The organism is Eggerthella guodeyinii (assembly GCF_009834925.2).
GTDB classification, from domain to species: Bacteria; Actinomycetota; Coriobacteriia; order Coriobacteriales; family Eggerthellaceae; genus Eggerthella; species Eggerthella guodeyinii.
Map to the genome: position 1 here is coordinate 1,490,348 of NZ_CP063310.1, position 19,216 is coordinate 1,509,563.

Here is a 19,216-nt window from a genome sequence, read left to right on the forward strand (position 1 = left end):
TGCTCCCATGAGCGCCTCCGAACACGATGACCGCAACGGCCGCGACGCCCACAACGAGCGCATGCGCGCGCAGCTGGCGTCGGGCGCGTGGACCGACGCCGCCGACGCCTCGCTCATGCGCGACCACGAGCGCGCCGTGGCCGTCATGCGGCGCTACAACACCGACCCCGACCTCGACGACGCGGCGCGCGAGGCGCTGCTGCGCGACCTGTTCGGCGCGTTCGGCGAGCACTCGTCCCTCACGACGGGCGCCCAGGTGGACTACGGGTACAACATCCGCGTGGGCAAGCGCTGCTTCTTCAACTACAACTGCGTGTTCCTGGACGGGGCGCCCATCACGTTCGGCGACGACGTGTGGGTGGGGCCGAACTGCTCGTTCGTCACGCCGCTGCACCCCCTCGTGGGCCGCGAGCGCGCGATGCGCATCGACGGCGACGGCGTGTCGCACCTGTGGGAGCGCGACCTGCCCATCACCGTGGGCGACGACGTGTGGATCGCCAGCAACGTCACCGTGAACCCGGGCGTGACCATCGGCGAGGGCGCGGTCATCGGGTCGGGCAGCGTGGTGACGAAGGACGTGCCGCCGCGCACCATCGCGTTCGGCAACCCCTGCCGGGCAGTGCGCGCCATCACCGAGGACGACAGCATCGAGGACGCGCTGGCGGCCGCGGGCCTGCTGGCGCGGTAGGGCGAAGGGGGCGCCATGCTGGGAACCGAACTTGCCGCGCCGATCGCCCTCCTCGTCGGGGGGCATGCGGCCCTCGCCGCCTGCACGGCGCTGTACCTGGCCTGGTGGCGCCTGTTCTTCGACCCGCGCCGGGAGAGGCCGCGCGGCCTGCGCTTCGCCGCGGGGGTCGCGTGCATCGTGGGCGCGGCCGTGCTGGGCGTCGCGGGCGTGGCGCTGTGCGCGGTCGGCATGGCGGATCTGCTGCCGGCCGGGGCGCGGCCCGCGGTCCTCGGCGGCATGGCCGGCTGCGGGCTCGCGCTGTACGTCGTGCTGCTGACAGGCACGGTGAAGCTGTTCAAGCGGCCGGTTACCACCGAGCTGCTGCTGTTCACGGCCTGGGCGGTGCTGGAGCTGGGGGTGCTCAACGTGGCGTACGCCGCCTCGGCGCTGGCCGCGCCCGTCGCCGTCGCGCTGGGGGCGCTCGTGGTGCTCGTGCTGCTGGCGAGCCTCGCAAGCTATCTGCTGTACTACCGCCTGGAGCCGCTGCGCGCCTACGCGGCCGGTGCCGCGCCGCTGGCCGCCGTGGGCGTGCTGGCCGTCGCGATGGCGCTCGCGCTGGCGCTCTAGGGCCGCCGGCGCTCCCCGCCGCGCCCGCGCTCGCGCCCGCCGGCGACCCCGCGCCCCGCTCCCCGGCGCCCTGCGTTTACCCTGGGTTTACCTTCGCGTGGCAGCATGGGGGCGGCGCCCCTCGCCGGATGCGCGGGGCGCATCGAGAGGAAGGAAGCCGGATATGGTTCGGATGCTGGTGGTTGAGGACGACGTCGACACGAACGCGTACTTCTGCGCCGTGCTGCGCGCGGAGGGCTACGAGGCCGACGCCGTGTTCGACGGCGAGGCCGCCCTGGCCGCTCTCGACGCGTGCCGCTACGACGTGCTGGTGGTGGACGTCATGATGCCGCGCATGGACGGCTACGAGCTTACCGACACGCTGCGGACCTGCGGATACGACCTGCCCATCCTCATGGTGACGGCGCGCGAGGACCCGCGCGACATCCGCCGCGGCTTCCTCGTGGGCACCGACGACTACCTCGTGAAGCCGGTCGATCCCGAGGAGATGGTGCTGCGCTGCAAGGCGCTCATGCGCCGCGCGCGCATCGTCAGCGACCGCCGCATCGTCATGGGCGACGTGGTGTGCGATTACGACGCCCTCAGCGTGACGCGCGCCGGCCAGCCGCCGGTGACGCTGCCGCCCAAGGAATTCTACCTGCTGTACAAGCTGCTGGCGTATCCGGGGCAGGTGTTCACGCGACTGCAGCTCATGGACGAGGTGTGGGGCCTCGACTCGGACAGCGATTTCGCCACGGTGAACGTGCACGTCAACCGCCTGCGCACCCGCTTCGACGGCTGGCCCGAGTTCCAGATACAAACCGTGCGCGGCATCGGCTACCGGGCGGTGAGGAGCGCATGAGGCGGCCGAAGAGCCCGCTGCGCACGTACCTCGGCGGCTTCGTGCTGCTGGTGGCGAACGTGTTCCTCATCGTCATCGTGCTGATGACGGCGGTCAGCCTCGTCGTCGTGAGGGGCGGCCTGCAGTCGTCGCCGGTCGTGAGCAGCGCCGCGTTCGGCGTGGCCGCGATGCTGTTCATCTGCGCGGTGGTGGCCACGTCGGTCATCGTCATGATGCAGCGGCTGTTCGTGTGGCCGCTCTACCGCATCGCCGACGTGCTGAACGAGGTGGCGGCGGGGAATTTCGATGCGCGCATCGACCTGGGCCGCGGGCGGTACCCGTCGGAGGTGCGCGCGTTCGCCGACAGCGTGAACCGCACGGCCGCGGAGCTGGCGGGCATCGAGCTTCTGCGCACCGACTTCGTCAACAGCTTCTCGCACGAGTTCAAGACGCCCATCGCCTCGCTCGCCGGCTTCGCGCGCCTGCTCAAGCGCCCGGGGCTCTCCGACGGGGAGCGCGAGCGCTACCTGGACGCCATCATCGCGGAGTCGGATCGGCTCGCGTCGCTGTCGTCGAGCGTGCTGGCGCTGTCGAAAGCCGACGCGCAGCAGATCGTGGCCGACCGCGCTCCCGTGAACCTGACCGAGCAGGTGCGCCGCGCCGTGCTCGCGCTCGAGGCGCGCTGGGTGGAGAAGGACATCGCCCTCGAGCTGGACCTGGAGGAGACGACCTACCTCGGCAGCGCCGACCTGCTGAACCACGCGTGGACGAACCTCCTCGACAACGCGGCGAAGTTCTCGCCTGCAGGCGGCACCGTGCGCGTCGAGCTCCACGCGTTTCCCGGCAGCGTGGCGTTCACGGTGCGCGACGAGGGGCCGGGCATGGACGACGCGGTGCGCGAGCGCGCGTTCGAGCGGTTCTACCAGGGCGATCCCTCGCGCGCGACGCCGGGCAACGGCATCGGCCTCGCGCTGGTGAAGCGCGTCGCCGAGCTGCACGGCGGGCGCGTCAGCGTGGTCAGCGCCCCGGGCGCCGGCAGCGCGTTCTCGGTGGTGCTGCCGACGCTCTAGGCCCCGCCGCGCCGCGCGCGCACGCGCAGCCACAGCCCGATGCCCAGGACGGCCGCCCCCGTGGCCGCGCCGAAGCAGCCGCTGGCCAGCACGTTCTGCGAGCCCGTGATGTCGAGCAGCGCCGCCTGCGTGATCGCGATGGACGCCATGCCGTCGGCCAGGTTCGTCAGCTTGCAGGCGAACACGACGCCGTCGGGGTTCTTCCGCTCGCGCACGATGCCGTACACGGCCACCCCCAGCTTCGCGAACGCGCAGGTGGCGAACCCGAGCGCCACGTTGTAGTCGAAGCTGAGCGCGCGGTCCTGCGCCAGCATGAGGCCGTTGAACGCGACGAAGGTGCACCCGAGCGCCATGAGCGCGACGCTGCTCGTGCGCTGCAGGCGCCGCGCGCCGGCCTCCGAGGCCGCATCCGCGTCGATGGCGCGACGGTGCCCGAGCATGGCCAGGCGCGCCGCCGCGAGCACGCCGTTGTACGCGGCGTTGAGCAGCACGAGCGGCGAGAGGCCGGCCAGCCCGAGCGCCAGCTTGAGCGCGCCGGCTGCCGCGTTCGTGCCGAACGACAGCCGGATGAAGTCCGAGCGCCGGACGCCCCGCGCGAGGGCGCCGGATGCGCGCGCGGGCATGCTAGGCGGAGCGCAGGAGGGTCGCCGCCTGCTCGCTCGTGCCGTACACGATGTCGTACTGGGCGTCGATGCGCGGGGCCAGCGAGCGCTCGCTCGACGCGAGCAGCTCGCGGTGCACGAAGTACGGCGCGGCCCAGCACAGGAACCCGGGCACGGCGAACACCGTCATGGCCACGAGGTTGCCGGCGAGGTAGCTGAACACCGACAGCGCCATGAACGCGCATCCCACGACGCCGAGGGTGAAGGCGGCGATGCGCGCCTTCGAGCTCTTCGAGCGCTCCAGCTTGTCGATGTCGCGCAGGGCGGCCTCGCATCGGCGCTGCAGCTCCGTCACCTGCTCGCGCTGCGCGAGGCGGCGGTCGCGCTTCATCTTGAGCGTGCGCTCTCCGCTGCTCGCAGCGGCGACGGGCCCCGTCGGCGACGCGCTGCCGGGCTCGACGATCCAGCCGAAGCTCCGGTACGTGTCGCGGTAGAGGGCCTCGCGCTCGCCGGGCGCGGCGACGGTCTTGTACTCGTAGGTGACGGGGGCGTTCTCGTAAACTTCCATGGCGATTCCTTTCTGGCGGGGCCGCGGTGCGGCCCGTCGGGTACGATGGTTGCAAGGATAAAGGCGGAAGATAAACCCTTCGTAAACGATGGAAGCGCGCCGGCCGCGCATCGCGCGGGCAGCCGCTTCGCTATACTGGGTCGCAACAGGAAAGGAACCTTTATGACCGAACCCGCACGCGCGCCCCGGCCCCCGCAGCCGGCGCGTCCCGACATCCCCGGCGAGCTCGTGGACGTGGAAGACCTCGCCCGCTGGATCGAGCGCTCCGGCGGCGATATGCGCGCGTCGCACGTTCACGTGCGCGGCGACTCCGCGGAGGAGGCCGACTTCGCCCTTCTCGAGCTGGCCGAATCGCGCGTGGAGGGGTGCTCGTTCGTCGGGTGCGACTTCGACCGGGCCATGGTGGCCGACGTGGCGTTCGCGAACTGCGACTTCTCCAACTCCACGTTCTCGCAGGCGAACTTCACGCGCTGCACGTTCGCCTCGTGCAAGTTCACGGGCGCCGACTTCCTCGAGGCGGTGCTCTCGCGCGTGGAGGTGCGCGACTCCACGTTCGCCTACGCGTCGCTCGCGAAGGGGAAGCTGGAGGACGTGCGCGTGGGCACCACCGACTTCTCCCACGCCGACCTGGCCGAGCTGCGCCAGCGGCGCGTCGAGTTCGACGACGTGCGGTTCGTGGGCACGAGCTTCTTCCGGTGCAGCCTGGACGGCGTGGACCTGTCCACGTGCCAGCTGGCCGACATCGTGCTGTCGGACGCGATGGGGGAGCTGCGCGGGTGCTCGATGGACCTGTTCCAGGCGGCCGGCATCGCGCGTCGGCTGGGCGTGAACATCAAAGACTGAGCAAGCGGGGGGCGGCCCGGCCGTCCCCCTGCGACGGGACGAGGAGCGAGCATGACCGAAGAGCAACAGGTGCGCGGGCTGAGCGCGGCGGAGGTCGCCGAGCGCGTGGCCCGCGGCGAGGTGAACGTCGACGCGGGCGTGAAGACGCGCTCCGTGCGCCAGATCGTGCGCGAGAACGTGCTGACGCTGTTCAACGCCATCAACGCCGTTCTCGCGGTGTTCGTGCTGTTCACCGGATCGTACAAGAACATGCTGTTCATGGTGGTCATCGTGTGCAACGCGTGCATCGGCATCGTGCAGGAGATCCGCTCGAAGCGCACCACCGACCGCCTGTCCATCGTGGCCAGCTCGAAGGCCACGGTGCTGCGCGACGGCGCCCAGGTCGAGCTGCCCCTCGACCAGCTCGTGCGCGACGACGTCATCGAGCTGGGCCGCGGCGACCAGATCCCCGCCGACTCCACCGTGGTCTCGGGCGCGTGCGACGTGAACGAGAGCCTGCTCACGGGCGAGAGCAAGCTCGTGAAGAAGGGCACGGGCGACGAGCTGATGAGCGGCTCGTTCGTGAACGCGGGCACGGTGTGGGCGCGCGTCCGCCACGTGGGGCCCGAGAACTACGCCGCCAAGATCAGCGCCGAGGCCAAGCAGCACAAGGCCCCCAACTCCGAGATCATGAACAGCCTGAACGGCATCATCAGGTTCGTCAGCTTCATCATCTTCCCGCTGGGGGCGCTGCTGTTCGCGCGCCAGTTCTTCAGCGGCGAGCACGTGGCGCTGAACGACGCCATCCTGTCCACGGTGGCCGCGCTCGTGGGCATGATCCCCGAGGGGCTCATCCTGCTCACGTCCACGGTGCTGGCCGTGGCCGTGGTGCGCCTGGCCAAGTCGAAGGTGCTCGTGCAGCAGCTCTACTGCATCGAGACGCTCGCACGCGTGGACACGCTGTGCCTCGACAAGACGGGCACTATCACCACGGGCAAGATGGAGGTGGCGGCCGTCCAACCCGTGCCGGGCGTGGAGCAGGCCGCGGTGGACACGGCGTTCGCGTCCATCGCGCGCGCCGACGACGATCCGAACGACACGGCGCTGGCCATCGTCGAGCACTACGCGGATACCGGTGTCGAGACGCTGCGGCCTGCGCGCATGGTGCCGTTCTCGTCCGACAAGAAGTGGTCGGGCGCCGCGTTCGCGAACGGGGCGTGCTACGTGATGGGCGCGGGGCAGTTCGTGCTGGGGGACGGGTTCGCGGCGGTGGCCGACCAGCAGGACGAGCTGGCCGCCGACGCCCGCGTGCTGCTGCTGGCGCGGGTGGACGGCTTCGACGCGGACGGCAACATCGTGGGCGCGCCCGAGCCGCTCGGGTTCGTCGCCATCCACGACCAGATCCGCGCGACGGCCGCCCAGACTATCGCGTACTTCAAGGAGCAGGGCGTCGACCTCAAGGTGATCTCGGGCGACGACCCGCGCACCGTGTCGGGCATCGCGCTCAAGGTGGGCGTGCCGCATGCCGAGGCCTACGTCGACGCCACCACGCTGGCCGACGACGCCGCCATCGCCGACGCCATCGAGCGCTACAGCGTGTTCGGCCGCGTGAAGCCCGAGCAGAAGAAGGCGTTCGTCGTGGCCCTCCAGGCCAAGAAGCACATCGTGGCCATGACGGGCGACGGCGTGAACGACACGCTCGCGCTCAAGCAGGCCGACTGCAGCGTGGCCATGGCGGCCGGCTCGGACGCGGCGCGCAACGTGGCGCAGCTCGTGCTCGTGGACAACGATTTCGCGGCCATGCCGAAGGTGGTGGCCGAGGGACGGCGCTCCATCAACAACCTGCAGCGCTCGGCGTCGCTGTTCCTCGTGAAGACGCTGCTGTCCATGACGCTGGCGGTGCTGTTCATCCTGCTGCCGTGGCAGTACCCGTTCCAGCCCATCCAGATGACGCTCATCAGCGCGTTCACCATCGGGCTGCCGTCGTTCGTGCTGGCGCTCGAGCCCAACAAGGACCGCATCCGGGGACGCTTCCTCGAGAACGTCATCGTCAAATCGATTCCCGGCGCCATCTGCGCGGTGCTCACGATCCTCGTCGTGAACGTGGTGGGCTACGAGTTCCTGCACCTCGACTACGCGCACGTGTCCACGATGTGCGTGCTGCTCACGGCGTGGATCGGCGCGCTGCTGATCGTGCGGCTGTCCATCCCGTTCACGCCCATCCGCGCGGCGCTGCTCGTCGTGGTGGTGGGCGGCACGGCGCTCGGGGCCACGGTGCTGCACGGGCTGTTCGGCATCCAGCCGTTCACCTTCGGCATGACCGTGCTGTTCACCATCCTGGCCATCGGCGTGACCGCCCTGTTCCACGTGCTGTTCAACGTGTTCGGCGCCTGGCATGCCAAGCGCCTGGCGGCCATGGCGTAGGGGCGGCGAGGTGCCGCTCCCGGCGCTGGTCGACGAGGTGGTCGTCGCGGAGCAGGCGGAGCCCTTGACGCTCGGCAACGTCGAATTCGAGGTGACCGTCCGGGATCTGCCGCAAGCGTTCGCGAACGAGGGGTACCTGCCCGAAACTTCGGATCCCGACGCCCCTCGCGCTGGTCGGCGCGCGGTGCGGGAGTTTCCTCGCTAGCCAGAATTGCATTACGTAATGCACCATGGTAGACTAGAGGAAATCCAATGCGGGAAAGGCGGTGAGGCAATGGCGGCTACGGCAACTTTGAACGTACGTTTGCCCGAAGACTTGAAGGATCGCGGTGCTCAGGTGCTCAAGCGCGAAGGCGTGTCCGTGTCCGATGCGGTTCGCGGGCTGTACGAGTACATGGAGAGGGAGCAGCGCCTTCCGGAATTCATCAAGCCGGCGAACGAGGATGCCCGCCGTGCGGCAGTGGGGCGCAAGCGCTCGACCCTGCGCGACATGGTGGGCATCTTGCCCGCATCGCCGTGCTTCGAAGCTTCGACCTCATGGCACGATCATCTCGAATGGAAAACCCGCCCGGGCGTTCGCTCATGAAAGTGCTGTTCGACGTCAACGTCATCATCGACATTTGGGGCAAAACCGAGGACTTCGCCTTTTCGTTCGAGGCCATGGACGTTGCCATCGTGCGCGAGTTCGAGCTGTGCATCACGGCAAACATGACGCCCAGCATCGTGTACCTGCTGTCGGCGCGGAAGCTCATGTCGCGCAAGGACGCCCGGGAGGCGTTCGGAAACCTGGCGAGCTTGGTCGAGATTCTCGACGTGGGGGCGTCCGATTGCCTGCGCGCGCACAGCGAATTCGAAGGCGATTACGAGGACGACCTCATCGCCTGCGCGGCGAAGCGCAACGGCGTCGACGTGATCGTCACCCGCAACAAGCGCGACTTCGCGCAATCGCCGGTGCCGGCGCTCACGCCCGAGGAGTTCGTGAGCGCCTACAAGCCCGCCGATATGGAGTACGGTTTAGTCGAGTTCTGACCTGCCGCTAGCGCCTTCTGCCGAAGCCGCCCGCGCCGTTGCGGCGCAGGGAGCGCGAGAACGCGGCGCTGCCCACCGTCGTCTTGGGCACGAACTGGCCCGCGAGCGCCTTCTCCGCCTCCGTCGCGTCGTAGCCGTCGATGTCCAGCGTGGGGATGTGCTCGCCCAGCAGCTTCTCGATGTCGAGCAGCTGCGCCTTCGCCTCGGGGCTGACAAACGAGATGGCGTAGCCGGTCTCGCCGGCGCGCCCCGTGCGGCCGATGCGGTGCACGTAGTCCTCGGGGCTCTCGGGCAGGTCGTAGTTCACCACGTACTCGATGTTCGACACGTCGATGCCGCGGGCCAGCACGTCGGTGGCCACGAGGACGTCGATCGTCCCCTTGCTGAAGCCCTCGAGCGCGCGCTTGCGCTGCACCTGCGTCTTGTCGGAGTGGATGGAGTCTGCGCGGAAGCCGGCCCGCTTCAGCTGGCCGGTGCAGATCTCGGCGCGGGTCTTCGTGTCGGTGAACACGATGACGCGCTTGTCGCCGCGCTGTTGGAGCACGAGGCGCAGCAGCTCCGGCTTCTTCATCGGGCCGACGGGGACGATGAACTGGTCGATGGTGTCGGCCGTCTCGCCTTTGTGGGACACCTCGACGAACGCGGGGTCCCTCAGGATGGAGGCCACGCTCTGCATGACCTTGCGGTCGAGCGTCGCCGAGAACAGCAGCGTCTGGCGCGAGGAGGGCGTGGCGGCCACGATGTTCTTCATGGTGGGCCAGAAGCCCATGTCCAGCATGCGGTCGGCCTCGTCCAGCACGAGCACCTCCACGTCGCCGAGCTTGACGTCGCCGCGCTCCATGAGGTCGTAGAGGCGCCCGGGCGTGGCGACGAGGACGTCGATGCCGCGGCCGAGCTTCGCGATCTGGCCCTTGTAGGGCATGCCGCCCACCACGGTGAGCATGCGGCGCCCCGACGCCTTCGCCAGCTGCAGGCAGGCGGCGTCGATCTGCTGCGCGAGCTCGCGCGTGGGGCTCACGACGAGCGCCCGCGGCGACCCGGGGCGTTTGGCGCGCCCGATGCGCTCGAACAGGGGCAGCGCGAACGCCGCCGTCTTGCCGGTGCCGGTGGTCGCGGCGGCCACGACGTCGCGACCTTCGAGAACCAGCGGGATGGCCTGCTCCTGCACGGGGGTGGGTACGGTGAATCCCATCCGCGCGACGGCGGACAGGGTCGTCTCGGACAAACCGAGGTCTTGAAACGTCGAACTCAAAGCGCATCTCCAAGCATCATTACGGGATTCGCACGACGCGGCGCGCGGTTGGCGCGCATCGTGCGCGGCGCGGAAACAGGGTGCGCGCCGATCACCTGCGTCTATGATAGCCTATCGAGCGCGTTTGCGGGAGTTTCCTCGCGAATACCTCGCGAGCGGGCTCCGGAAAGCTCCGCGGCTTCGCGGGCGCGCCCTTCGGCGACGTCCCTGCGCTGCGCGTTGCGGGCCAGCGCAGAGGCCGATGCGGCGGCCGCGAGGGCGAACAGCGCTCCGACGGGGCCGGTGGCCAGCAGGCCTCCCGCGTTCACCACGAGCCCGCCGGCGAACGATCCCAGCGCGATGCCCGCGTTGAACGCCATAGGGTGCAGCGAGGCGGAGAACGTGAGCGCGCTGGGGTAGTCGGCGCGGGCGACGTCCTGGAACAGCATCTGCACGGTGGAGTTCATCACGTACATGAGCAGGCCCACCGCGAGGATGTTCGCGATGCCGATGCCGCCGGCGGGCAGGCTCGCGGCCAGCAGGGCCAGCAAGGCCGCGTGCGCGACGAAGGCGACGGGCAGCGCGCGCAGCCCGAAACGGCCCGCCACCCAGCCTGACAGCAGGTTCGAACCCACGCATGCGGTGCCGAACAGCAGCAGCACGAGGCTCGCGCCCGCCGCGTCGAGGCCGACGACGTCGGCGAGGACGGGGGTGAGGTAGGTGTAGAACACGTAGGTGGACGCCGCGCCGGCGAGGATCATGGCGACGGCACCCAGCACGCGCGCGTCGCCGAGCAGGCGCAGCTGCGCGCGCAGGGTGGGCGTCGCGCTCGCGGCGCGCGCGGAGGAACCGCGGGGGAGCGTCGGCAGCAGGGCGGCGCTCACGGCCAGGCCGAGCGCGAACACGCAGGCGTAGGCGGCCTTCCAGCCGAACGGGCCGGCCAGCGCCGTGCCGATGGGCACGCCGATGACGCTCGACACCGAGAACCCGGCCAGCACGAGCCCCAGCACGGCGGCCACGCGCTCCTTCGCCACGATGTCGGGCACGTAGGTGAGCGCGAGCGCCAGCAGCGTGCCCGACGCGGTTGCGGGCAGCACGCGCGAGACGAACAGCAGCGCGTAGTCGCCGGCGAACAGGGTGAGCAGGTTGCCGGCGCTGAACACCGCCAGCAGCGCCGCCATCACCTTGAAGCGGTCGGCGCTCGCCGTGGCGAGCGCGATGACGGGCGTGGCGACGGCGCAGGCGAGCGCGTAGTAACCCACGAGGTCGCCGATGAGCGTGAGCGGCTCGCCCAGCCCTTCGGCCACGGCGGGCGTGATGCCGATCAGCACGAACTCGGCGAAGCCGAGCGCGAACGCGAGCGCGACCAGCAGCGCCGCCGCGAGCGTGGCGCGTGCGGGGCTCGTTGGGGTTTCGGTGTTCATAGCATCCTCCAGCAGACGGTCCTTGGTTTCCTCCTCCACCGTACTGCGGGCGTGATAAGATAGCCAATGCCTATAATGAAAGCCTACATATGCCTATCGGGTATACCGAAACGGAGGCCGTCGTGGAGCTTCGAACGCTCAGGTACTTCCTCGCCCTCGCGCAGGAGGGCACCGTCTCGAACGCGGCGAAAGCGCTGCACGTGACGCAGCCCACCCTGTCGCGCCAGCTGGCCGACTTGGAGAAGGGGTTCGGCAAGCAGCTGTTCGAGCGCGGGGCCAAGCGCATCGTGCTCACCGACGAGGGCGTGCGCCTGCGCGAGTACGCCGAGGCCATCGTGGAGCTGGCCGACAAGGCCGAGGCCGAGCTGGCCCAGCCCGAGCGCGCCGTGGCCGGCGACGTGTACATCGGCTGCGGCGAGTCGGACGCCATGCGCATCATCCTGCGCGCGGCGAAACGGGCGCGCGACGAGCACCCCGGCATCCACTTCCACCTGTTCAGCGGCACGAGCGCCGACTTGATAGACCGCTTCAACGAAGGGTTGCTCGACTTCATGGTGGAATTCGAGGCCGTGAGCCGCCCCGACTGCCTGTCGTGCCCGCTGCCCATGCTCGACGCCTGGGGCGTGCTCATGCGCGCGGATTCCCCCTTGGTCGACCTTTCCGCCGTGCGGCCGGCCGATCTTGCCGAGCGTCCGGTCATCTGCTCGCGCCAGGCGCTCAAAGCGGGCGTCATGCAGGCGTGGGCGGGCGAGGCGTTCGATTCCTGGGACGTGGTGGCCACGTACAACCTCGTGTTCAACGGGGCGCTCATGGTGGAGGAGGGCCTCGGGTCGGCCATCTGCTACGATGGGCTGGTGAAGACGGCCCCCGGCGGCCCGGTGAGCTTCCGGCCGCTCGACCCGCCGCTCTCGTCGAACATCGACGTCGTCTGGAAGAAGCACCGCCGCCTCTCGAAGGCCGCCGAGGCGTTTTTGGCCTGCTTGCAGGAGGAATGCGCGGGCCAGGAGTGATGGCGAGCGTGCCGGCGAAGCACGAATGTCTTCGCCGGCACGCGTTCGCTTCGCACCGGAGGGAGGGGGGAGCGCGAAGGGTCGAACAGGCGAGGTGCACCGCCTCGGCTTCTTCCACGTATGTCGGTCGGCGGGGATCCGACGGACGTCTTTTACACGTATTTCGAGCCTCAGTGCACAAAAAACCTCGACGTGCGAAACCTATAGGCCTCGTGCACCCCGCCATGATGGACGCAGAGCGTATTTGGGAAATATCCTTTTCCCCCGACCTGGTGTTTTCCCTGCGGTAAGCGGAGCCGTGCGATGAGGACGTCGGGGATGTGTCGCACGACGGCGGTTTTTGTGCAGTACGGGCCAGATTCGATGCATGCTCTCCTTCGCTTCAGGGCGGCATCGCAAGGGCAGTGAAAAAGTGCCATCCGGTGCTTTTCTCAGAGAGGAGGAGATGCGGCGAGTATCTTTATTCTTTGCGCAGCCATTCGTCGCCGGTCTCGGAGCATTTCCCGCCGGCCCGGTAGCTGGCGATCTTGCCGTCGAGGCGCTGCACGGTGGCCCTCATCTCCTCGAGCTTCGCAGCCAGCTTCTCGCGCTGCTCGACGAGTATCTCGAGACGCGCGGCGGCGGTGTGCTCGCCTTCCTGGAACAGCGTCACGTACTCGACGAGGGCTTCGATCTGCACGCCCGACTCGCGCATGCAGCGGATGAACTCCACCCAGCCGCAATCGTATTCGGCGAAGTCGCGGATGCCGTTCGGCAGGCGCGTGACGTGGGGGATGAGCCCGATGCGCTCGTAGTAGCGGATGGTGTCGACCGAGACGTCGTAACGTTTCGCGACTTCGGCGATTTGCATGGCGATCCTCCTGCTTGTCGTGTTCGGCCCGCTCGTCCTGACACCACGGTACCCGGGCGGCGGGGAAAGGGCCAATGCTTATAGTGGAAGATTCTTCATGCCCCGAAAGCATGACGGGGCCGAGGGGCCAGGGGGCGGGCGAGGGGCACCCGGCCCCTACACGCCGCATCCCATGAGGCGCGCGCGGTTGACGACGTGCAGCCGGCTCTCGACCGCGCCCGGCGCATCGACGCCCGCGGCGGTCACCACGCCCACGAGCCGCGCCTGCTCGAAGCAGTCGACCCAACCCTGCACGCCCTTGACCGCGCCGTCGAAGGCGTGCTCGTCCTCGTCGGCCGCCGCGGCCAGCAGGTATACGTCGCGAAACGCGGGACTGGAGGGATAGGCCGGGTTGCTGCGGTCGAGCAGGGTCTTCAGCTGGCCCGCCATCTCGAAGAAGTAGATGGGCGTGGCCAGCGCGATGGCGTCGGCCGCGACGATGCGCTCCACGATGGCCGGCGCGTCGTCGTCGAGCGGGCACGCCGCGCCCGCCTGGCAGGCGAGGCATCCGCGGCAGAAGCCGATGCGCTTGCCGCGCAGGCTCACCGTCTCCACGTCGTGCCCCGCCTCGCGCGCCCCTTCGGCGAAGGCGAGCGCGAGGACGTGCGAGTTGCTGGAGGGTCTGAGGCTGGCGGATACGACCAAGACGTTCTTTCCCATGGTGCTTCCTCTCGTTCGGTGCGATGCGTCGATCGTCATGTCGCATCCCAGTGTGCCCCCTGGAGCGCGCTCCAAGTCAAATGGAGGTTTCGTGATGCACCTCATCTCGATGCGCTTCCCACTGCATGCCTAGCAAGCATATGGAACTACTCATTATAGGTATTAGCTTTGTCCTTTTCCCCACCGCACAATGGGTACAAGGCCGGCGCGAGGTGCCGGCAGGGGGAAAGGAGAGACGAAGATGAGTTTGTTGCACAGCACCATGAGCCGTCGCAGCTTCCTGCGGGCGAGCGCGGGAGCCACGGCCGCCGCGGCGGCGCTCGGCCTCGCCGGTTGCTCGAGCGCGGAGGCGCCGGCGCGCCTCGCGGACGACGACGGCGCGCTGGCCATCGCGTCGGACGCGCGCGTCATCGGCGGGGAGGGGGAGTGGGTCCCCATCCACTGCCACCAGAACTGCAACCAGATGTGCCTGAACATGGGCTACGTGGTGGATGGCGTCGTGGTTCGGCAGAAGACGGACGACGCTCGCGAGGACCGCTTCGACTGCCCGCAGCAGCGCGGCTGCCTGCGCGGCCGCAGCCTGCGCCAGCAGGTGTACAACGCTGATCGCATCAAGTATCCCATGAAGCGCAAGCATTGGCAGCCCGGCGGCGGCGAGGGCGCCCACGGCGAGCTGCGCGGCAAGGACGAGTGGGAGCGCATCGGCTGGGACGAGGCGCTCGACTACGTGACCGACGAGCTCAAGCGCGTGTATGCGGAATACGGCCAGGACGCCGTCATCTGCAACGGCTGGCGCTGGGCCCCCGCTTCGGCCATGTTCCCCGTCATCGGCGGGGCGGTGTACAACACCGAGACCGAGTCGTTCGGCTGCTGGGCGTTTCAAACCGAGGCGCTGGGCCTGTACTCGCACGGCGACCATCCCGACCTCATGATGGGCCCCGACAAGTACGACCTGCCGAACGCCGACACCATCGTGCTGTACGGCTGCAACCCCGCGTGGGCGCAGCACTCCAGCATGTACTGGCTGAACAACGCCAAAGAAGCGGGCACCGAGTTCGTGTACGTGGGCCCCAGCTACAACGTGAGCGCCGCGCAGCTGGGTGCGCGCTGGATCCGCGTGCGCCCCGGCACCGACACGGCGTTTTTGCTGGCCGTGATCCACGAGATGATCCGCTTGGACGACGAGCGCGGCGACGTCATCGACTGGGACTTCGTGAACGAGCGCACGGTGGGCTTCACGCCCGAGACCATGCCCGACGATGCGGCCGACGACGAGAACTTCCGCGACTACGTCCTGGGCGCCTACGACGGCCAGCCGAAGACGCCGGAGTGGGCGAGCGAGATATGCGGCACGCCGGTGGAGGACATCGCGTGGTACGCGGAGCTGGCCGGCAAGAACAACAAGGTGGTCTTCTTCCACAGCTACGCGGCGTCCCGCTACCTGGGCGCCGAGAACCTGCCGCAGACGTTCATGACCGTGTCGGCCCTGGGCGGCCACTACGGCAAGTCGGGGCACGGCTCGGCCGCCATCTACACGTGGGACGCGGGAGATTCGGGTTACCGTCTCATCCAGCATGCAGGCGGCGACTACGGCTATATCGACAACCTCGTGGGTTCTCCGGGCGCTACCGGGCCGAACCGCTGCATCGAGGGCAACTCGTGGTGGAGCTCGCTTGCGGAAGGCCGCTACCTCTCCACGTCGGTCGGGCCCTACGACCTGGGATCGGGCGACGATCCCGCCAAGCTGCGCGCCAACACGCCCACCTACCACGAGGCGCGCGAGATGCCCGTCAACCCGCGTCTCTTGTTCCAGACGAACTCCAACTTCATGCAGACGCGCGGCAACCTGCCCACGGCCATCGAGGTGATGCGCGCCGCGGACACGTGCATCTCGCTCGAGATCAAGTTCTCGCTGACCGCGCAGTTCGCCGACATCATCCTGCCGGTGGCCACGCACTGGGAGGGCAACGACGACGAGGCCTGGGGCGAGCTGTGCTGGCCGAGCCCCTTCGGCGACGGCAACGGTCAGAAGCAGCGCAAGGACGCGCTTCTGGCGTGGCGCCCGCTCGTGAAGCCGATGTACGAAGCGCGTGAGGAGAAGCGCATCTGCCGCGACATCATCGAGCGCATGGGTTTCGACCCCGACGAGGCGTATCCCAAGAGCAACTACGACCAGTGGCTCGGCTACTTCCTGGGGATGCGCGAGCTTTCGAGCGACCTGTCGCGCTGGGAACCGGTGATCGCCTGGACGGCCGCCGACAACGAGAAGCACGGCGCGAACTACCCGGAGCAGGAGGGCAAGGTGGGTTTCGACGAGTTCATGGCGCGGGGCTCCTACGTGGTCGAGCGCTCCGCCGACGACCGGCGCAACTACGTGGGCTACCGCGACGACAAGCTGGGCATCGGCGAGGACGGCACGTCGGTGACGGTTGCCGACCCCGCATGGCCGCGTCCGTCCCGCTCGGGCAAGCTGGAAATATACTGCCAGTTCAAAGCCGACAACGTGAACCGAGTGGGCCTCAACCCCGAGCCCATCAAGCCCTATGCGAACTACTTCGTGCCGAACCGCGGCTACCAGGAGACGTTTGCCGACTGGGATGCCAAGGCGAAGGGCCCCTATCCGCTGCAGGCGTACACGCCCCACTACATGCGCCGTGCGCACACGTGCTACGACAACATGGCGTGGACGCAGGAGGCGTTCGCCAACCCGGTGTTCATGAACGCCCAGGACGCCGAGGAGCGCGGCATCGAGGCCGGCGACACGGTGGCGTGCTTCAACGAGTTCGGTCGCATGCTTCGCCGCGCCCAGCCCTTGCACGGCATGATGCCGGGCACGGCAGCCATCCCTCACGGCGTGCGGACGCTGCTCGACGAGAGCGACGCCGACCGCATCGTCGATCGCGGCGGAAGCGAGCAGATGCTCTCCGACGGGCAGCAATCGAACTACTTTCCCCAGGTGGACGGGTACAACAGCCTGCTCATAGAAATCGAGAAATACGACGGCGATCCCCTACCTGCCGACTGCGACCGCGACCCGTTCCTGGCGCCCGGTATCGACGCCGAGGACGCGCCCGCGTACACCGTCCGGGGCATCTACGAGAACGAGGAGGCATAGACGATGAGCTTGGGATTCTACGTTGACCTGCAACGCTGCATCGGCTGCCGCACCTGCCAGGTGGCGTGCAAGGACCGTCGCGACCTGCAATCGGCGGGCCCGCGCCCGCGCAGGGTGGATTCGTTCGAGTGCGGGACGTATCCGGACGTGAGCCTGTTCCACCTCGCGCTGTCGTGCAACCACTGCGACGACCCGGCGTGCGTGGCGGGCTGCCCCACGGCCGCCCTGCACAAGGCCGGCGACGGCACCGTGCAATACGACGCCGACCGCTGCGTGGTCTGCCGCAACTGCATGACGGTGTGCCCCTACGGCGCGCCGCAGCACGACGAGGACGCGAACCTCATCGCGAAGTGCGACGCCTGCAAGGCGCTGCGCGATGCGGGTCGCAACCCCGTGTGCGTGGACGCGTGCCCCATGCGGGCCCTCGAGTTCGGCGAGCTGGACGGGTTGCGCGCCGCGCACGGAGGCGATCTGACGAGCGAGCTGCCCGTGCTGCCGAGCGCCGACGTCACGCACCCGAACCTGCTGCTGCGCCCGAGCGCGGGAGCGCTGCGCGAGGATTTCCGCGAGGTGACCCTGTGAGCGCGGCCGAGGCGGCGACGGTCGCCGGGGTCGCGGAGGAGGCGTTCGCGCTCGAGGAGTTGCTGCTGTCCCGCGCCTATCTGTACACGCTGTTCCACAAGCTGCTCGGCGCCGCGCCGGACGCGCCGGCGCTCGACGCGCTGCTGGGACGGGGGACCGCCGAGGTGGTGAGCACCTACGCTGAAGACGACGCGACGATGCGCGGGTTCGGACGCTTCCTGCAAAGCTTGGCCGCGCGCGAGGACCGCGCGGCCCTGCTCGACGAGGCGCGCGACGAGCACGTGCGGCTGTTCGTCGGCCCTGGGCCGCTGCCGGCGTTCTCCTGGGAGTCGCCCTATCGCACGCACGAGCCGTCGCTGTTCCAGGAGAGCACGCTGGCCGTGCGCGCCGCCTACCGTGCGCACGGCTTCGAGCCGAAGCGCCTCGCGCGCGTGCCCGACGACCATGCGGCCCTGCTGTGCGCGTTCCTGGCGCAGCGCTCTGGTGTGGCGCTGGCGGCGCTGCGTGCGGGCGACGCGAACGGGCTCGCCGTCGAGCTGCGCGACGAGGGGGCGTTCGTGGCGGCGCATCTGACGAGCTGGTTGGACGCGTTCGCCCAGGCGGTGCGGCGGTCGAGGACGGCGGTGCTGTACCCGCAGCTGATCGAGGCGCTTGCGGCGTTCGCACGCGTGGACGCCGTGTTCCTTGCTGAGGCGGCGTACTGGGCCGAGGGCCTGGCCGCCGAAGGGACGCCCGTCGGTGCGCCGGACGTGCGGCAGGGGAGCGCCGAGGCCCGCGCGCTCGAGGCTGCGCGCGAAGCGCTTGCGGCGCTCGAGGCGCTGCGCCCGTACGGCATCGAGGATTACGAGCTTGTTCCCGCGCGTTCGTGCGCGGGAACGCGATGAGGATGGTGATGGCATTGATTACCGAATTCCCCCTGTTCGCGTTCACGACCCTGGGCGGCATGGCTGCCGGGGCGTACGCGGTTGCCGCGTGCTTTGCGGACGACGGGCGAGAGGCGAAGCGCCCCTGGTTGTTCCCGCTCGTGTGCCTCGCGCTGTTGGGCGTCGGGCTCTTGGGCGTGCTCGGGCACCTCGGGCGTCCCGAGCGGTTCCTGCTGGCGATGAGCAACCCCGCGTCGATGATCGCGGAGGAGGCGTACTGGTCCATCGCGTTCGGGGTGGTGGTGCTGGTCGATTTCGTGCTGCTGCTGCGCCGTGGCGCGAGCCCGCGCGTCGTGCGCGTCGCGGCTGCGGCGGCCGCGCTCGGGCTCATGGGCGTCATGGGGTGGGCGTACTTCACGAGCTACGGCAATCCCGCCTGGGCGACGTGGCAGACGCTGCCGCTGTTCGTGGCGGGCGACCTGGCCATGGGCGCGGCGCTGTGGGCGCTGTTGCGCGGCGGAACGTATCGCAACGACCTGTTCGCCGCGGCCTTCACGGTTCTCGGTGCGCTCGCGATCGCGTCGATCGCGCTGGTGGCCGCGCACTTCGCCTCGCTCGGCTACGACGCGCTGCCGTTCGCCGCAGCCGTCGTACTGGCGGCTGCGGGCGTCGCGTTCGGCCTGCTGGCCTGGAAAGGCAAGCTCCCGGCCGCGGTCGGCCCGGCGACGGCGTTCGCCCTCGTGCTGGTCGGCGTGGCAACCGCCCGCTACGCCTTCTACGCCGCCAGCATCCTGTAACCCTTTATGGCGCACG

The 19,216-nt window shown here is 69.3% G+C and carries 20 protein-coding genes; 14 read left to right on the forward strand and 6 right to left on the reverse strand.

Annotated features, from left to right (window positions below; translation table 11 throughout):
• Nucleotides 1–7: 7 nt before the first annotated feature.
• The 4 genes from GS424_RS06070 (at nucleotide 8) to GS424_RS06085 (ending at nucleotide 3,184) form a co-directional block, all read left to right on the forward strand.
• Nucleotides 8–688 carry a sugar O-acetyltransferase gene (locus GS424_RS06070; protein WP_244977688.1) on the forward strand — a complete coding sequence of 227 codons (681 nt, stop codon included), beginning with the start codon at nucleotides 8–10 and terminating at the stop codon, nucleotides 686–688.
• Between the two features lie 15 nt (nucleotides 689–703).
• A complete protein-coding gene (locus tag GS424_RS06075) occupies nucleotides 704–1,294 on the forward strand; it encodes a hypothetical protein (RefSeq protein ID WP_160943181.1) in 591 nt (196 codons plus the stop codon).
• A gap of 163 nt (nucleotides 1,295–1,457) precedes the next feature.
• Entirely contained in the window at nucleotides 1,458–2,135 is a 678-nt protein-coding gene (locus GS424_RS06080) for a response regulator transcription factor (RefSeq protein ID WP_160943182.1), read from the forward strand.
• Entirely contained in the window at nucleotides 2,132–3,184 is a 1,053-nt protein-coding gene (locus GS424_RS06085; protein ID WP_160943183.1) for a HAMP domain-containing sensor histidine kinase, read from the forward strand. Before GS424_RS06080 ends, GS424_RS06085 begins: the two co-directional genes overlap by 4 nt.
• On the opposite strand, the gene GS424_RS06090 is transcribed toward GS424_RS06085, so the two are convergent.
• The gene (locus GS424_RS06090; RefSeq protein ID WP_160943184.1) at nucleotides 3,181–3,807 is read right to left on the reverse strand and encodes a hypothetical protein; all 627 of its coding nucleotides are present in this window, start codon (nucleotides 3,805–3,807) and stop codon (nucleotides 3,181–3,183) included. The two genes, GS424_RS06085 and GS424_RS06090, sit on opposite strands and share 4 nt — an antisense overlap.
• Before the next feature lies 1 nt (nucleotide 3,808).
• Nucleotides 3,809–4,354: a hypothetical protein gene (locus GS424_RS06095; protein ID WP_160943185.1), complete on the reverse strand. Its 546-nt coding sequence runs from the start codon at nucleotides 4,352–4,354 to the stop codon at nucleotides 3,809–3,811.
• Between the two features lie 162 nt (nucleotides 4,355–4,516).
• On the opposite strand from GS424_RS06095, the gene GS424_RS06100 reads away from it, so the two are divergent.
• The 5 genes from GS424_RS06100 to GS424_RS06120 all read left to right on the forward strand — a co-directional run bounded on the left by GS424_RS06100 (nucleotide 4,517) and on the right by GS424_RS06120 (nucleotide 8,629).
• Nucleotides 4,517–5,197 (forward strand): pentapeptide repeat-containing protein, encoded by a 681-nt coding sequence (locus GS424_RS06100; RefSeq protein WP_160943186.1) that lies wholly within the window; start codon nucleotides 4,517–4,519, stop codon nucleotides 5,195–5,197.
• 51 nt (nucleotides 5,198–5,248) lie between these two features.
• Nucleotides 5,249–7,600: an HAD-IC family P-type ATPase gene (locus GS424_RS06105; RefSeq protein ID WP_160943187.1), complete on the forward strand. Its 2,352-nt coding sequence runs from the start codon at nucleotides 5,249–5,251 to the stop codon at nucleotides 7,598–7,600.
• Between the two features lie 10 nt (nucleotides 7,601–7,610).
• Nucleotides 7,611–7,805 carry a hypothetical protein gene (locus GS424_RS06110; RefSeq protein ID WP_244977689.1) on the forward strand — a complete coding sequence of 65 codons (195 nt, stop codon included), beginning with the start codon at nucleotides 7,611–7,613 and terminating at the stop codon, nucleotides 7,803–7,805.
• Nucleotides 7,806–7,874: 69 nt separating this feature from the next.
• The gene (locus tag GS424_RS06115) at nucleotides 7,875–8,186 is read left to right on the forward strand and encodes a type II toxin-antitoxin system RelB/DinJ family antitoxin (RefSeq protein ID WP_160943189.1); all 312 of its coding nucleotides are present in this window, start codon (nucleotides 7,875–7,877) and stop codon (nucleotides 8,184–8,186) included.
• Nucleotides 8,183–8,629 carry a type II toxin-antitoxin system VapC family toxin gene (locus GS424_RS06120; protein ID WP_160943190.1) on the forward strand — a complete coding sequence of 149 codons (447 nt, stop codon included), beginning with the start codon at nucleotides 8,183–8,185 and terminating at the stop codon, nucleotides 8,627–8,629. The genes GS424_RS06115 and GS424_RS06120 overlap by 4 nt, the downstream gene beginning before the upstream one ends.
• A 7-nt stretch (nucleotides 8,630–8,636) precedes the next feature.
• Here GS424_RS06120 and GS424_RS06125 read toward each other — a convergent pair whose 3' ends face one another.
• Both GS424_RS06125 and GS424_RS06130 read right to left on the reverse strand, forming a co-directional pair.
• On the reverse strand, nucleotides 8,637–9,854 hold the full coding sequence (locus GS424_RS06125) for a DEAD/DEAH box helicase (protein WP_244977690.1): 1,218 nt from the start codon (nucleotides 9,852–9,854) through the stop codon (nucleotides 8,637–8,639).
• A gap of 128 nt (nucleotides 9,855–9,982) precedes the next feature.
• Nucleotides 9,983–11,284 (reverse strand): MFS transporter, encoded by a 1,302-nt coding sequence (locus GS424_RS06130; protein ID WP_160943191.1) that lies wholly within the window; start codon nucleotides 11,282–11,284, stop codon nucleotides 9,983–9,985.
• 122 nt (nucleotides 11,285–11,406) lie between these two features.
• Between GS424_RS06130 and GS424_RS06135 the strand changes: the two genes are divergently transcribed.
• Nucleotides 11,407–12,294: a LysR family transcriptional regulator gene (locus GS424_RS06135; protein ID WP_160943292.1), complete on the forward strand. Its 888-nt coding sequence runs from the start codon at nucleotides 11,407–11,409 to the stop codon at nucleotides 12,292–12,294.
• 460 nt (nucleotides 12,295–12,754) lie between these two features.
• Here the strand turns inward: GS424_RS06135 and GS424_RS06140 are convergent, their stop codons facing one another.
• Together GS424_RS06140 and GS424_RS06145 are read right to left on the reverse strand one after the other, a co-directional pair.
• Complete coding sequence (locus GS424_RS06140) at nucleotides 12,755–13,144, reverse strand: MerR family transcriptional regulator (protein ID WP_160943192.1); 390 nt, start codon at nucleotides 13,142–13,144, stop codon at nucleotides 12,755–12,757.
• A gap of 156 nt (nucleotides 13,145–13,300) precedes the next feature.
• A complete protein-coding gene (locus GS424_RS06145) occupies nucleotides 13,301–13,843 on the reverse strand; it encodes a flavodoxin family protein (protein ID WP_160943193.1) in 543 nt (180 codons plus the stop codon).
• 241 nt (nucleotides 13,844–14,084) lie between these two features.
• Here GS424_RS06145 and GS424_RS06150 point away from each other — a divergent pair, with 241 nt between their 5' ends.
• Genes GS424_RS06150 through GS424_RS06165 form a run of 4 tightly spaced genes read left to right on the forward strand, consistent with a single transcriptional unit; the run spans nucleotide 14,085 to nucleotide 19,200 of the window.
• Nucleotides 14,085–16,958, forward strand: a complete 2,874-nt coding sequence (locus tag GS424_RS06150; protein ID WP_160943194.1) for a molybdopterin-containing oxidoreductase family protein — start codon at nucleotides 14,085–14,087, stop codon at nucleotides 16,956–16,958.
• Between the two features lie 3 nt (nucleotides 16,959–16,961).
• Nucleotides 16,962–17,540: a 4Fe-4S dicluster domain-containing protein gene (locus GS424_RS06155; protein WP_160943195.1), complete on the forward strand. Its 579-nt coding sequence runs from the start codon at nucleotides 16,962–16,964 to the stop codon at nucleotides 17,538–17,540.
• Nucleotides 17,537–18,424 carry a TorD/DmsD family molecular chaperone gene (locus tag GS424_RS06160; RefSeq protein WP_160943196.1) on the forward strand — a complete coding sequence of 296 codons (888 nt, stop codon included), beginning with the start codon at nucleotides 17,537–17,539 and terminating at the stop codon, nucleotides 18,422–18,424. Before GS424_RS06155 ends, GS424_RS06160 begins: the two co-directional genes overlap by 4 nt.
• An 8-nt stretch (nucleotides 18,425–18,432) precedes the next feature.
• Nucleotides 18,433–19,200, forward strand: a complete 768-nt coding sequence (locus tag GS424_RS06165; protein ID WP_160943197.1) for a DmsC/YnfH family molybdoenzyme membrane anchor subunit — start codon at nucleotides 18,433–18,435, stop codon at nucleotides 19,198–19,200.
• Nucleotides 19,201–19,216 lie beyond the last annotated feature (16 nt).